Source organism: Variovorax sp. PAMC26660 (assembly GCF_014302995.1).
Taxonomy (GTDB): Bacteria; Pseudomonadota; Gammaproteobacteria; order Burkholderiales; family Burkholderiaceae_C; genus Variovorax.
Genome location: NZ_CP060295.1, coordinates 4,712,749 through 4,727,254, shown reverse-complemented (window position 1 = coordinate 4,727,254; position 14,506 = coordinate 4,712,749). Strand labels below are relative to the sequence as shown.

General features: G+C 65.9%; 13 protein-coding genes. 7 read left to right on the top strand and 6 right to left on the bottom strand.

Going from position 1 to position 14,506, the window contains the following annotated elements:
- Positions 1–5 precede the first annotated feature (5 nt).
- From H7F35_RS22235 to H7F35_RS22225, 3 genes are all read left to right on the top strand, one after another.
- Positions 6–527 carry a dihydrofolate reductase gene (locus H7F35_RS22235; protein WP_187108748.1) on the top strand — a complete coding sequence of 174 codons (522 nt, stop codon included), beginning with the start codon at positions 6–8 and terminating at the stop codon, positions 525–527.
- Positions 524–1,645, top strand: coding sequence for a phosphatidate phosphatase App1 family protein (locus H7F35_RS22230; RefSeq protein ID WP_187108747.1), 1,122 nt, complete (start codon positions 524–526; stop codon positions 1,643–1,645). The genes H7F35_RS22235 and H7F35_RS22230 overlap by 4 nt, the downstream gene beginning before the upstream one ends.
- Positions 1,646–1,807: 162 nt before the next feature.
- Positions 1,808–2,047, top strand: a complete 240-nt coding sequence (locus H7F35_RS22225; protein ID WP_187108746.1) for a hypothetical protein — start codon at positions 1,808–1,810, stop codon at positions 2,045–2,047.
- 22 nt (positions 2,048–2,069) lie between these two features.
- Here H7F35_RS22225 and gdhA read toward each other — a convergent pair whose 3' ends face one another.
- Positions 2,070–3,413, bottom strand: coding sequence for an NADP-specific glutamate dehydrogenase (gene gdhA, locus H7F35_RS22220; RefSeq protein WP_187108745.1), 1,344 nt, complete (start codon positions 3,411–3,413; stop codon positions 2,070–2,072).
- Positions 3,414–3,777: 364 nt separating this feature from the next.
- Between gdhA and H7F35_RS22215 the strand changes: the two genes are divergently transcribed.
- From H7F35_RS22215 to H7F35_RS22200, 4 genes are all read left to right on the top strand, one after another.
- Complete coding sequence (locus H7F35_RS22215; RefSeq protein WP_187108744.1) at positions 3,778–5,280, top strand: AMP-binding protein; 1,503 nt, start codon at positions 3,778–3,780, stop codon at positions 5,278–5,280.
- 43 nt (positions 5,281–5,323) lie between these two features.
- A complete protein-coding gene (locus tag H7F35_RS22210; RefSeq protein ID WP_187108743.1) occupies positions 5,324–6,322 on the top strand; it encodes an NAD(P)H-dependent flavin oxidoreductase in 999 nt (332 codons plus the stop codon).
- A 61-nt stretch (positions 6,323–6,383) separates the two neighbouring features.
- On the top strand, positions 6,384–7,805 hold the full coding sequence (locus H7F35_RS22205; protein ID WP_187108742.1) for a carotenoid oxygenase family protein: 1,422 nt from the start codon (positions 6,384–6,386) through the stop codon (positions 7,803–7,805).
- 232 nt (positions 7,806–8,037) lie between these two features.
- Complete coding sequence (locus H7F35_RS22200; RefSeq protein WP_261803309.1) at positions 8,038–8,577, top strand: TetR/AcrR family transcriptional regulator; 540 nt, start codon at positions 8,038–8,040, stop codon at positions 8,575–8,577.
- A 1-nt stretch (position 8,578) separates the two neighbouring features.
- Here H7F35_RS22200 and H7F35_RS22195 read toward each other — a convergent pair whose 3' ends face one another.
- From H7F35_RS22195 to H7F35_RS22175, 5 genes are read right to left on the bottom strand one after another with little or no spacing between them, the layout of a single operon-like run.
- Entirely contained in the window at positions 8,579–9,820 is a 1,242-nt protein-coding gene (locus tag H7F35_RS22195; protein WP_187108740.1) for an acetyl-CoA acetyltransferase, read from the bottom strand.
- Positions 9,817–11,484 carry a class I adenylate-forming enzyme family protein gene (locus H7F35_RS22190; protein WP_187108739.1) on the bottom strand — a complete coding sequence of 556 codons (1,668 nt, stop codon included), beginning with the start codon at positions 11,482–11,484 and terminating at the stop codon, positions 9,817–9,819. Before H7F35_RS22190 ends, H7F35_RS22195 begins: the two co-directional genes overlap by 4 nt.
- The gene (locus tag H7F35_RS22185) at positions 11,481–12,290 is read right to left on the bottom strand and encodes an SDR family NAD(P)-dependent oxidoreductase (RefSeq protein ID WP_187108738.1); all 810 of its coding nucleotides are present in this window, start codon (positions 12,288–12,290) and stop codon (positions 11,481–11,483) included. The genes H7F35_RS22190 and H7F35_RS22185 overlap by 4 nt, the downstream gene beginning before the upstream one ends.
- A gap of 23 nt (positions 12,291–12,313) precedes the next feature.
- Positions 12,314–13,099, bottom strand: a complete 786-nt coding sequence (locus H7F35_RS22180) for an SDR family NAD(P)-dependent oxidoreductase (protein ID WP_261803308.1) — start codon at positions 13,097–13,099, stop codon at positions 12,314–12,316.
- Between the two features lies 1 nt (position 13,100).
- Positions 13,101–14,351: a branched-chain amino acid ABC transporter substrate-binding protein gene (locus H7F35_RS22175; RefSeq protein WP_187108737.1), complete on the bottom strand. Its 1,251-nt coding sequence runs from the start codon at positions 14,349–14,351 to the stop codon at positions 13,101–13,103.
- Between the last annotated feature and the right edge of the window lie 155 nt (positions 14,352–14,506).

Below are 14,506 nucleotides of genomic sequence, written 5' to 3'. Positions count from 1 at the left end.
GCAGGATGAGCACACCCCGCATCAACCTCATCTTCGCCCGCGCCGCCAACGGCGTGATCGGCGCCCACAACACCATCCCCTGGCACCTGCCCGAAGACATGGCGCATTTCAAGCAGCAGACTGCGGGCGCACCGGTGATCATGGGCCGCAAGACCTGGGATTCGCTGCCGCCGCGCTTTCGTCCGCTGCCGGGCCGGCAGAACATCGTCGTCACGCGGCAGGCCGACTGGCGTGCCGAAGGCGCGCAGCATGTGGGCGGCCTGCAAGAGGCGCTGTCGCTCTGCGAGCAACGGCAGGCGGCCGAGGTGTGGGTGATCGGCGGCGCGCAGATCTATGCCGAGGCCGAGCCCTTCGCGCAACGCGCGGTCGTGACCGAGATCGCGCGCGACTACGAAGGCGATGCCCATGCGCCCGCACTCGATGCCGGCGCATGGCACGAGACACAACGCGAAGCGCATGTGTCGGCCAAGGAAGGCCTGCCTTTCAGCTTCGTGACCTACGAACGCATCGACGCCACCAAGACATGAGCGACGGCCCGCACAGCCCACCGCGCCCGGCTCTGCGACGCCGGTCCGTGGTGGCTGGCGCAGCGCTGCTCGCGGGCCTTGCGCCGCTGCAGGCACTGCCCGCCGCGAAACCGCTCGAGCCCGATGAAGAAGCGCTCTTCATGACGGGCACGGCGCGCCCCACCGCAGATGGCCGGCTTGAGGTCGACGTTCATGCCTGGATCTTCGAGCGTGAGCATCGCTGGGGACTCAACGCCGCCTTCGCTCGCTACCTCGGCCTGAGCCTGAAGAAGCTGTCGCCTGCCGCGCGGCTGCGCTTCAACCAGCGCACCGCGCTGTTTCATGCCGAGTCCGAAGAAGGCAAGCTGATCGACATTGCCTTCGACGGCGTGCCGACCCGCATCGCGATGCCGCCCTCGGGCAAGGACGGCCGCAGTAACCTGCGCGTGGTGATCGATGCGCCGCGCACATCGGCCTTGCAGGAATGGCAGCAGTTCCACGGCGTGACCGGCCCCGGCGAATTGCTGCATCGCTTCAAAGGTCAGTCCCTGATCGTGCCCGCGCAAGGCGTATCGATCATTTCGGACATCGACGACACCATCAAGCACACGCAGGTGCGCGACCGGCGCGAGATGCTGCTCAATACCTTCGCGCGCCGCTTCGAGGCCACGCCCGGCATGGCGGCGTATTACCGCGCATTGGCAAAGACACCCGACACGCGTTTTCACTACCTGTCGGCCAGCCCGATCCAGTTGTATCCGGCACTCTCCGATTTCATTCGCGGCGCCGATTTTCCCGAGGGAAGCATGCACCTGCGCGAGAGCACGACATGGCGCACGCTGATTCCCGGCGACGAAGATTCGCGCGCGCACAAGCTCGGCGTGATCGAGCGGCTGTTCACCGAATTTCCGCAACGCCGCTTCGTGCTGGTGGGCGACTCGGGCGAGGCCGATCCAGAGATCTATGCGCAAGTGATGCGCGCCCACGCAGGCCGCATCGACGGCATCGTGATCCGCGACGTGACCGGCGAAGGGCGGCTTTCGGATCGCTATCGCGCGACCTTCGACGGCATCGATCCGGTGCTGTGGCACATCCTGATGCCGGACACCACGGCGTGGCCGATCCAGACCCGCAACTGACGCGGCAGCGGCCAGAAACAAACCGGCACCTTCGTCTCTTCTGCAAACCGAAAAGAACACTTCGGTACACGCCCCGAAAGGCATGCGCGCCGCAGGGATTAGACGCAGCTAATTGTTTTTGCGCACAATGTCCGAACCGCCATCACGACAAGGAGACGGACCATGTCCATGGAATTTCTTCGGGCTCTTTCCGAGCAGAAATTGCCATACGTCGTCCACACGCCCGCAGACATCGACAGGCTGCGCGTGTTGCGTGCGGCCGAGTTGGTGACTGCATTCATTCCGCCTTCGGACCGCACGCCCGACGCGCGCGCGATCCGTCAGCTGGCCCAGGTGGAGTCGATCACCGCCAAGGGAAAACTGGCCTTGAACAAGGCCACCTCCGCATTCATCGAACTCTGACCGGGCCTGCAAGAAAAGCGCCTCAGACCACCCCTTGCGCCAGCATCGCATCGGCCACACGCACGAAGCCCGCGATGTTCGCGCCATCGACGTAGCTCACGCTGCCGTCCTTGCGTGCGCCGTAGTGCAGGCAGGACTCGTGGATGCCTTGCATGATCTGCAGCAGGCGCGCATCGACCTCGTCGCGCGTCCATGACAGGCGCGCTGCGTTCTGGCTCATCTCCAGCCCCGAGGTCGCCACGCCACCTGCGTTGCTCGCCTTGCCGGGCGCATAGAGCACGCCGTGGCTCTCGAGCACTTTCACGGCCTCCATGGTCGAGGGCATGTTCGCACCCTCGGCCACGCAGATCACGCCGTTCTTCACCAGCGTGCGCGCGTCTTCCTGGTTGAGTTCGTTCTGCGTGGCGCTCGGCAGCGCGACATCGACCGGCACATGCCACGGCGTTGCGCCGGCCACGAAACGGGTGCCGGTGCGTTCGGCGTAGTCGCTCACGCGGCCGTAGAGGTGGTTCTTTACATCCATCAGCACCGCCAGCTTCTCGGTGGTGAAGCCGTCCTCGTCGACCACGGTGCCACTGGAGTCCGACACGGTGACCACCTTGGCGCCCAGCGCAAGTGCCTTCTCGATCGTGTATTGCGCCACGTTGCCCGCCCCCGAGACGCTCACGCGCATGCCCTCGAAGCTTCGGCCCTTGCGCTTGAGCATTTCCTGCGCGAAGTAGACGTTGCCGTAGCCAGTGGCCTCGGGCCGGATCAGCGAGCCGCCGAAGCTCAGGCCCTTGCCGGTGAACACGCAGTCGGCGCGGTTGGTGAGCTTCTTGACCATGCCGGCCATGAAGCCGACTTCGCGTCCACCCACACCCACGTCACCCGCGGGCACGTCGGTGTCCGAACCGATGTGGCGGAACAGTTCGCTCACGAAGGCCTGGCAGAAACGCATCACCTCGCCCTGGCTCTTGCCCTTCGGGTCGAAGTCGGCGCCGCCCTTGCCGCCGCCCATGGGCAGCGTGGTCAGCGCGTTCTTGAAGGTCTGCTCGAAGGCCAGGAACTTGAGGATCGACAGGTTGACCGACGGATGAAAGCGCATGCCGCCCTTGTACGGCCCGATGGCCAGGCTGTGCTGAATGCGAAAGCCGCGGTTGACCTGCACTTCACCGTGGTCGTCGACCCAGGACACGCGGAACATGATCACGCGCTCAGGCTCCACGAGGCGTTCCAGCAGGCTGTGGGCAACGTATTTCGGGTGCTGCTCGATGTACGGCCAGAGGCTTTCCATCACTTCGGTCACGGCCTGCAGGTACTCGGGCTGTCCGGGGTTGCGTTGTGCGACATGTGCCAGGAAACCCCCGACGGATGCGTGCTTCATTCCAATCCTTCTTCCAAATCAGTGCATAACCTTATGCGGATCGTGCATTTTGCAGGATTGACGAACCAATTCGGCTCAAAACCCCCATTTCGGTGCATTTAAGGAGGGGTTGTATCTCAGCTCGGCCATATTTCCGTCCGATCTCAAGAGTCGACCATCCCCATTCACCTTGAAGGCAATGAAGGACCAAACCAGTCCACGCCGCTGCGATAGCGCATGTCGGCCAAACCATGACGTCGCGCGAAACCGTCTTTCACACCGGCATTCGGTGCGTTTTCATCACCAACTAGACAATGACTAGTTAAACGGCTTACGATCCGCCCATCGAAGCCGCCGCCACAACGGCTCGGCAACAGGAGACAAGATGATTCCAACGCTCTGGTTTGGCGGACGCGCGTACTCGCGCGACTGGATGAAGGCTGAAATAGACCGCGTGCTCGCCGGTCTTCATGCGCTCGAGTGCAACGAGGGCAGCACCATCGCAGCCATGCTGCGCAACGGGCCGGAGTACGTGGCACTGGTGCTCGCATGCCGCCATGCGGGCCTTTATCTCGCATCGGTCAACTGGCACTTCAAGGCACTGGAAGCCAATCACGTGCTGGTCGACAGCGGTGCTCGCGCGCTCTTCGTGCACCAGGACCTGCTGCCGCAGATCAGCGAAGGCCTGCCTGACGGCGTCGAGGTCATCGCGGTGCCGTGCGCCGACAGCGCCGCGCATCCCGCAGTGAGCTGGACCGACTTCGGCGCAGGCCTTCCTGCGATGCCTGCGCGTTCGGGGATGTCGCACGGTGCGATTGCCTACACCTCCGGCACCACCGGCAAGCCCAAGGGCGTGCGCCGGATCTCCGCGCCCGAGAACCAGCGCACCGGCATGGAGCGCGACCTGCAGCAGGTCACCGACATCGTCTACGGCACCGGACCCGACGTCGTCGCATACCTCTCCGCGCCGATCTATCACAGCGCGTCCATGACCTACCTTGCGCACATCTGCAAGCTGGGCGCCACCCTGGTGCTCGAGCCCCGCTTCGATGCAGAGCGTGCGCTCTCGCTCATCGCACAGCATCGCGTCACGCATGCCTACCTGGTGCCGACCATGTACCAGCGCCTGCTCGCCATGGAGCCGGCCGATCGCGCGCGTCACGATCTTTCGTCGCTGCGGCAGATCGCATCCACAGGATCGCCGTGTCCACCCGCGCTCAAGCAATCGATGATCGATTGGCTCGGGCCCATCGTCACGGAAGCCTACGGATCGAGCGAGGCAGGCTACACGACGTTCATCGATGCCCACGCCTGGCAGACGCATCGCGGCTCCGCCGGCCGGCCGCTCCCGCACGCCCGGGTCCGCATCCTCGACGAGCAGGGCCAGGCGGTGCCAACACGCGAGACGGGCCTGATCTACGTCCGCCAGCACGCCGCACCCGACTTCACCTACATCAACCGGCCCGAGGCGCGCACCGCCATCGAGCGCGACGGCCTCATCACCCTGGGCGACATCGGCTACCTCGACGAGGAAGGCTTCCTCTACATCTGCGACCGCAAGTCGGACATGGTGATCTCGGGCGGCGTGAACATCTATCCCGCGGAGATCGAATCGGTTCTGCAGGCCATGCCGGGCGTTGCGGATTGCGCCGTCTTCGGCATTCCCGATGCCGAGTTCGGTGAAGGCCTGGCCGCGGCCGTTCAGCCTCGGCCCGGCTGCCGAATCGAGGCGAGCGAGGTTCAGTCCTTCCTGCGGGAGCGCATCGCCAACTACAAGGTGCCGCGCGTCGTCGAGATTCACGCATCGCTGCCGCGCGAGGACACCGGCAAGATTTTCAAGCGCCTGTTGCGTGATCCGCACTGGCAAAAAACAGCGCGTGCCATCTGAGACCGCGCGCCATCCACATTCCAGTTTTCAAGGAGTTCCAAGCATGAGCCTTCCCCCCATCCTGTCGCAGCGCCTTCGCATTCCCGTGATGGCGTCGCCGCTGTTCATCATCTCCAACCCCGACCTCGTGATCGCGCAGTGCAAGGCCGGCATCGTCGGATCGTTCCCGGCACTGAACGCACGGCCGACCACCGCGCTGGCCGAGTGGCTCGATCGCATCACGAGCGAACTGCACGAACACGACCTTCGCCATCCGGAGCGGCCTTCGGCCCCCTTCGCGGTCAACCAGATCGTGCACCGCTCGAACGACCGGCTCGATCACGACATGGAAGTGTGCGTGCGCTACAAGGTGCCGATCGTGATCACGTCGCTGGGCGCGCGCCCCGAGATCAATGAGGCCGTGCACAGCTACGGCGGCATCGTGCTGCATGACGTGATCGACAACGCCTTTGCACACAAGGCGATCGAGAAAGGTGCCGACGGCCTGATCGCGGTCGCCGCTGGCGCCGGTGGCCATGCGGGCACGCAGTCGCCCTTCGCGCTCGTGCAGGAGATTCGCCAGTGGTTCGACGGTCCGCTGCTTCTGTCGGGCTCCATTGCATCCGGTCGGTCGATCCTGTCGGCATTGGCCATGGGCGCGGACATGGCCTACATCGGCTCGGCCTTCATCGCCACGCAGGAAGCCAACGCCGTGGACGGCTACAAGAAGATGATCACAGAATGCGCGGCGCGCGACGTGATCCACACCAACCTCATCACCGGTGTCCACGGCAACTACCTGAAGCCCTCGCTGGAAGCTGCAGGGCTCGATCCCGAGAATCTGCCGACCAGCGATCCGTCGAAGATGAACTTCGGCTCGGACGGCCAGAAGCCCAAGGCCTGGAAAGAAATCTGGGGCTGCGGACAGGGCATCGGCGTGCTGGGGGACATCCCGCATGCCGCCGACCTGATCGACCGCTTTGCCAACGAATACCACGCCGCGCGCAACGCCTTGCTGGACCGCACAGCCGCTGCGCGCGATCGCGTCGCCGAGCCCGCATAGGCCGCACCGGCTTCGACCGCGTCGTCACTGAGTTCCCACCCCAGAAGAACGGAGACACCCCATGGCCCAGGCATTCCCCACCGACGATCCCTTCCTGTGCGGCTACTACGCCCCGCTTCATGCGGAGAGCGATGCGCCGAATCTGCCGATCACCGGCGAGATGCCGCCGGGCCTGCGGGGAACGCTCTATCGCAACGGACCCAACCCGCAGTTCGCTCCCCGGGGGCGCTACCACTGGTTCTCCGGCGACGGCATGCTGCATGCATTCCACATCGACAACGGGCGCGTGGCCTACCGCAACCGCTGGGTGCGCACGCCGAAATGGTCCATGGAAAACGAACACGGCGAGGGAATGACCGGATCGCTGGGCAGCAGGCACCTGAGCGACCCCAGGATATTGGAGCTGAACTCCACGGTGGCCAACACCAACATCGTGTGGCACGGCGACCGGCTGCTTGCGCTCGAAGAGGTGCACGCCCCGTTCGAGGTGGACCCGGTGTCGCTGGAGCCGCGCGGCTATCACGACTTCGCGGGCAAGCTCTCCGGCCCCATGACCGCGCACCCGAAGATGGACCCGGTCACCGGCGAGATGGTCTTCTTCGGCTATGCCGCGCGCGGACCTTTCACGCCCGACCTGATGCTGCACGTCGTCGACCGCGCAGGGAAGCTGCAAAGCTCGATGCACATCGTGGCCCCCTTCCCCAGCATGGTTCACGACTTCGTGGTCACGCGCACGCACGTGCTGTTTCCGATCTTCCCGCTGACGGGATCGATGGAGCGCGTGCAAAGCGGACGCCCGGGGTATGCGTGGGAGCCGGACAAGGGCACGCACATCGGCATCGTTCCCCGCAACGGCACGGCAGCGGACGTTCGCTGGTTCACCGGGGACCCGAGCTACGTGTTCCATCCGATGAACGGGTTCGACACTGAAGATGGAAAAATCGTCTGCGACATGATGAAGTACGAGGTGGCGCCGCTCTTTCCGCTGCCCGACGGCCGACCTTCATCCGAGCGGCCGCCCACGGCGCGGCTCGTGCGCTGGACCTTTGATTTGGCCGGTGCGTCGAGAACCTACCGGGAGCAGCCGCTGGACGACCTCCCCGGCGAATTCCCCCGCCTCGACGAGCGCTTCGCCATGCGCCCCTATCGGCACGGCTACTACTGCGCCTCCGCGGTCACCGAGGCCATCAAGGGCCATCACTCTCGCGGCGGCCTGGCCCACATCGACCTGTCCAGCGGAGGCATCGTGCGCTGGCAGCCGCCCGAGGGCGACCACTGCGGCGAGCCCATCTTCGTGCCGCGCCATGCCGATGCCGAGGAAGGCGACGGCTGGTTGCTGTCGGTCATCTGGCGCGGCGCGGACAACCGCAGCGACCTGGCCGTCTTCAACGCCACCGACCTGGCGGCGGGCCCTGTCGCGCTGGCCCACCTGTCGCACCGCGTGCCTGCGGGCTTCCACGGCAACTGGCGCTCCGAGGCTTGACGCAGGCCCATTGCCGAACGGCAAAATGAGCGGTTTGAAGTGACCCGGTGTCCACGGACACATCGCTCGACCTATGACAAAACCGGCAGCAGCAAAATGCCCGTCGAGGGCTGCGCCCAGGCCCCCTGCCGAGGGGAGCACCAAGCCTGAAGGCCAGTGGCATCACGGCGACCTGCGCGCATCGCTCATTGCGTGGGGCACCCACCTGCTCGATACGAAAGGCATCGCCGGCATGAGCATGCGCGCGGCCGCCAGGCTTGCCGGCGTTTCCCAGGGCGCCCCTGCCCATCACTTCAAGGACCGGAACGGGCTGCTTGCGGCCATCGCGGCACAGGCCTTCCGCGACATGGTGTCGTTGCGCATGACGCGCCTGGACTCGGTGGACGCCAACGATGGCCCGGCGCGGCTGCGGGCGGTGATCCTGGGATACGTCGAGTTCGCCCAGGCGCACCCTGCCCGCTTTCACCTGATGTTCAGCCCGCAGATCGTGCGCCGCGATCAGTACCCCGACCTGTTGCAGGCCAGCGGTGCGTCCTTCCAATTGCTGAGAAACGCAGTGGCGTTGATTCTTCCCGGTGCCCGGGTCGGAACACTCAGCGAAGAAGAGCTGGCATTCGCCGTCTGGGCGGCGACGCATGGTCTGGCGACACTGACTGTGCAGGGCCGCAAGCTGCCGATATCGGCAACGCAGCGCCCCACCTCGAGCCAGTTGAGCGAGATCGTCGTGCAGTTCTGCCTGGCCGCCTTGCGTGGGCCTGCGGCTCCCGACTGAATCAGTTCGCGCCGCTCTGCACGACGAAGCTCACCACCGTGGTGGCGCTGCCACCAATGTTGAGCGTGGCGAAACGCCGCGCACCTTCGACCTGGCAGTCACCGGCGCGGCCGGTCACCTGGCGGGCAGCATCCAGCACCATCCGCACGCCGGTGGCGCCCACCGGATGGCCCAGTCCGATCAGGCCACCACTGGGGTTGATCGGCAGCCGGCCACCGCGTGCAATGGTGCCGTCCTCGATCGCGCGCCAGCTCTCGCCCGGCGGGGTGATGCCGAAATGGTCGATCGCCATGTACTCGGTGGTGGTGAAGCAATCGTGCGTCTCGATGCCGTCGAGCTGCGACACGTCGGCGATGCCGGCGCGGCGGAAGGCGCCCTGGATCGCGTCGCGCACGTGAGGGAACACATAAGGCTGGCCGGCGCTCGCCTGCAACTTCGGCGCGAGCTTGAGGTGCGCGGTGCGATGGCCCCAGCCGGCAATGCGCGGCAGCACATCGAGCGACGTGCCATGCCGTTTCGCCCAGGCCTCGGCGAAGCGCGCCGACGCCAGCACCACGGCCGCTGCACCGTCGGTCACCTGGCCGCAGTCCTGGCGCCGGATCATGCCCTCGATCACGGGATTGGCTTCGTCGTCAGCAGTGAAGCTGGCCTCGGTGTAGCGCCAGTCGCGCGTTTGCGCAAAAGGGTTGCGGCGCGCGTTGGCAATGTTGATTTCGGCGATGCGCGCCAGGTGCTCGTACTTGAGCCCATAGCGGCGCTCGTATTCCTGGCCGACCAGGTGGAACATGTGCGGCCACATGTACTTCGCGCCCTCGCCCTCTTCGCCGACCCAGGTGGCCGCACCGAGGTGCTGCGCGGCCACGGCGCCGGGCACGTTGCGCTCCAGCTCCACGCCGGTGACCAGCACGCAGTCGTAGCGGCCGCATTCGATCTCGGCGGTGGCCGCGAGCATCGCGATGCTGCCAGACGCGCAGGCCGCCTCGTGCCGCCCCGCGGGCACGCCGTAGAAGCCGGGAGCGATGGCCGAGAGCATGCCTCCGAGCTGGCCCTGGCCAGTAAAAAGTTCGCCGACGAAGTTGCCGACATGGCCGGACTCGATCTCTTGCGGTTCAAGCTTCGTGTCGACCAACGCACCCAGCACCGCATCGCGCAACAGCTCGAACAGGCCGTCGCCGTTGCGTGAGGCATTGACGGCGAAATCGGTCTGGTGACCGCCAAGGACATAGACAGGAGTGGAAGTCATGCGGTTCTTTCTTTTGAAAGGGTATGGGTGCGTTCGCGCGCCGCCTTGAGCGCCTGCTCGCGCAGTGGCGCCTTGACGAGCTTGCCGTTGAGATTGCGCGGCAGCGGCGTTGCGCTCACGGTCACGAAGTCGGGTGTCTTGTAGTCGGCCAGCATGCGGCGGCAGAGCTGGCGCACGGCCTCGGTGTCCACCGGCTCGACGGCATGCACGAACACATGCACGCGCTCGCCCAGTACCGGGCAGGGGCTCGCGACGGCGGCCACCTCGATCACGCCCGGGTGGCGCTGGATCACGTTCTCAAGCTCCACGCAGTACACCTTGTACCCGCCCCGGTTGATCATGTCCTTGATGCGGTCGAACACACGCACAAAGCCTTCGGCGTCGACGCTGCCGATGTCGCCCGAGCGCCAGTAGCCGGCCACGAAAGCGCTGCGCGTGGCTTCGGGGTTGCCCCAGTAGCCGATGGCGTTGCCGGGACTGCGAATCCAGAGTTCGCCCGACTCGCCGGCGGCGACTTCGTGCCCCGCGGCATCGAGCACGCGAATGTCGACGCAAGGCAGCAGCGTGCCGACCGTGTCGGGCTTGCGCGCCGCATCGTCGCGCTCGGTGAGCGAGACGGCCGACGTGGTCTCGGTGGCCCCGAAGCCGTTGTAGAGCGCCAGGCCGGGCAACGCCTCGGCCAGCCGCGCGATGGTGATCTCGGGCATGGCCGCGCCACCGAAATGCCCGATCCGCCAGCACGACAGGTCGTGCCGCTGCAGGTCCGGATGCAGCAGGCAGAGGTTGTACATCGCCGGCACCAGCACAGCGGCGGTGATGCGCCGTGCATCGATCTCAGCCAGCACGTGGCCTGCATTGAACTGCCGCAGACAGACAAGACACGCGCCGGCCTGCAACGCGACCACGATCACCGCCAGCAGCCCTGAAATGTGCGAAGCCGGAATCACCAGCAGCATGCGGTCGTCGGCGACGTAGCCGAAGCGGCGTATGTAGTTGCGCGCCGTGTGGAAGAAACCCAGGTGCGACAGCACCGCGCCCTTGGGATGGCCCGTGGTGCCCGACGTGTACATGATGCAGGCGGCCTGCGTGTCGTCGAAGTCGGCAGCCACCTGCGCATCGCTGCCGGCGGCCAGCAGCGCGGCGTACGCCATGGCACCGGGCCGCACCTCGGCGCCAAGCGGGGGCTCTTCGATGCACACGATGCAATGCACGCCAGTGATTTCTTCGGCGGACGGCAGGCGGTCGGCGAGCGAGGCGTCGAACACCAGCGCCGTCGCACCGCACTGGTTGAGCATGTACTTCAGCTCCGCAGCGCTCTGCCGGATGCCGATGGGCACCGCGATCGCGCCGAGCCGCCAGATGCCTGCCAGCAGCACCACGAATTCGGCGCGGTTTCCAACGAACAGCGCGACGCGATCACCGGCCTTTACGCGTTGCGCGGCCAGTCCGTTGGCGACGCGGTCGGCCATGCGATCGAGCGCACGGTAGCTGATCGTTCTGGAGCCGTCTTCGATGGCCGGCGCATCGCCACGCAGCGCCACCGACGCACGCAGCATGGCATCGAGGTTGCGCGGCCGTTCGGCGTAGCAAGGCACCAGCCGGTCGCCGTAGAGCGCCTCGACGCGCACCGTATCGCCGTGCGATGTGACGATGGGCCCGGTCATGACGCTGGTCGTCCTTCGCGCGGCGCGGTCGGCTCGCGCATGCGCACCGCACCGTCGATGCGCACCACGGAGCCGTTCATCATGCCGTTCTCGATCAGCGCCTGCACCATGTGCGCGAACTCTTCCGGCCGCCCCGGGCGTGGAGGAAAGGGCACGTCGTCGATCAGCGTGCGACGGGTGTGGGCAGGCACGACTTCGTACATGCCGGTTTCGAAGGTGCCGGGCGCGAGCGCCATCACGCGGATGCCGAAGCGTGCCAGCTCCCGCGCCAGAGGCAGCGTCATGCTGGCCACGCCGGCCTTGGACGAGCCGTAGGCAGTTTGTGCCGACAACGCCTCGTAGGCGGCGACCGAGGCCGTGTTGACGATCACGCCGCGATCCTCGCCATCGACGGCGGTCTCGCCGCTCAGGCCTTGCGCGAACAGGCGAATGGTGTTGAAGGTGCCGACGAGGTTGATCTCGATCACGCGCCGGAAGACGTCCAGCTCGCGTGGCATGACACGGCCCGTGGCCTTGTCGGTGCGGAACACGCGCGCCGGGCCGAGCACGCCGGCGCAATTGACCAGAATGCGCGGCGTGCCAAGCGCCGTGCGCACCTGCGCGAAGGCAGCTTCCATGTCGGTGGCCGAACTCACATCGCCGCCGATTGCCAGCAGCTTCAACTCTTTGGCGAGTGCGTCGAGCGGCGCGCCGGCGAGGTCGATGGCCGCCACATGGGCGCCCTGCTCGGCCAGCCGCTGAACGGTGGCGCGGCCAAGCCCCGAGGCCGCGCCGGTGACGACGGCAACCTGTCCTTTGATCTGCATCGTTTTTCCTTGCTGCCTTGTGTTCAGACGCGCGCCGGCATGCGCAGCCCGCCATCGAGGCGGATCACTTCGCCGTTGAGCATCGGGTTGGCAACGATGGCCAGCACCAGCGCAGCGAACTCGCTGGCCTGGCCCGGCCGCCTGGGGAACGGCGGCACGGCCGCGAACACCACGTCGCGCGACCTGGGCGCGAGGTTCATCGTCATCGGCGTCTCGAACACACCGGGCGCGATGCCCATGACGCGAATGCCGTGCTCGCCCAACTCCCGCGCCAACGGCAGCACCATGCCGGCCACGCCGCCCTTGGAGGCGGCATAGGCGGCCTGCCCCATCTGGCCGTCGAAGGCGGCGATGGAGGCGGTGTTGACGATCACGCCGGCTTCCTGGTCGCCCGCTCGGCCTTCGATCATCTGCGGCACAGCGCAGCGGATGCAGTTGATGGCACCCAACAGGTTGATTTCGATCACGCGGCGAAACTCCGCCAGCGGCATCGCCACGCCACGGCGCACGACGCTGCCGGGGTCGGCAATGCCGGCACAGTTCACGAGGATCGCGGTGCGGCCGAGTTGCGCAGCGATCTCGGTGAACGCGGCCTCGATGCCATCTGCGTCGGCCACGTCGGCGGCGAATCCGCTGACGCCCATGGCCGCTGCCGTTGCCGCGACCGCCGCGGCGTCGCGGTCGATCAGCGCGACACGCGCGCCTGCAGCATGCAGCGCTTGTGCGGTTGCGGCGCCCAGCCCCGACGCGCCGCCGGTGACCACCGCTACACGGCCTTGCGCCGCACTGCCGATGTCGTGCATGCCCATGTCAGTCCGGGCGTTTCATCTTGCAACTGACCGGCAATTCGGTCACGGCACCCGGCACCTTGGCCACCGTTTTCCAACCCATGCCCAGGCCTTCGGCGTCGTACTTCACACCCTTGACCAACTGGTTGATGTAGAGCGGGTGCGTGGCCTGGTGATCGTCCTTGCGCATCTGGATCTTGCCGAAGGGCGAGTCGTATTCCATGCCTTCGAGCGCCTGCGCGATCTTCACGAGGTCGGTGGTGTTGCCGACCTTCTCGATGGCCTTGGCGAGCATCTCGGTCTGCACCACGATCGAGGTGTAGTACAGGTCTTCGCCGAACTTCGCCTTGAAGTCTTTCTGGTATTTCTCGAGCGCCGGGGTCTTGTCTTCGACCGGCACGTTCGGGTGCCACGACGAGACCTGGAACACGGTGTTCTCGCCGGCCGCGCCGATCGACGTGGGCACGCCGAAGAGGCCGCCGTAGTAGGTGATGTAGCGCGCGTTCAGGCCCGAATCCTTGCTCGCGCGCACCAGCAGCGACAGGTCGTTGCCCCAGTTGCCGGTGAGCACCGTGTCGGCGCCCGACTGCTTGATCTTCAGCACGTAGGGCGAGAAGTCCTTCACCTTGCCGAAGGGATGGAAGTCGTCGCCGACGAACTGCACGTCGGGACGCGCCTTGCCGATGATCTCGCGCGCATCGGCGCTGACCTCGCGGCCGAACGCGTAGTCCTGGTTGATCAGGTAGATCTTCTTGATCTGCGGGTTCTTCTTCACGTAGTCGGCAATGGCGTACATCTTCATGAGCTGGTGCGCCTCGAAGCGGAACATCCAGAAGCTGCACTTCTCGCCGGTCAATTCAGGCAACGCCGAGCCATAGTTGAGATACAGCACGCGCGATTGCGGGTTGCGCTGGTTGTGCTTTTCGACCGCACCGAGCAACGCGCCGGCAATGCCCGAGTTGCCGGCCTGGACCATGAAGTTGATCTTCTGGTCCACGGTGCTGTTGAACATCGAGATGGCCTTGGCCGGATCGCCGGCGTTGTCCATCTGCACCACTTCGAGCTTGCGACCCAGCACGCCGCCGCGCTCGTTGATGAGGTTCACCGCGTACAGCAGCGTCTTGGACACCGTCACGCCGGTCGAGGCAGTGGGCCCTGAAAACGTGTCGATGTGCGCGATACGGATCGGCGGCTGTTGCTGTTGTTGTGCAGACGCGGCGAGCGTGCAGGCGGCCAGCGCCACGGCTGCGCCGCAGGAGCGAAAGAATGCCATTGATGTCTCCGTTGATGGCCGGTGCACGGGGTGCGAACTGGCCTTTTTTCTTGGCGGTCATTGAAAGTTACTTTGCAGTAACTTTGAGTGAATATAAAGTTGACCCGGAGTCCCGTCAAGCGGGCAGACCCCGTTCACCGTTGACCGACAATCCA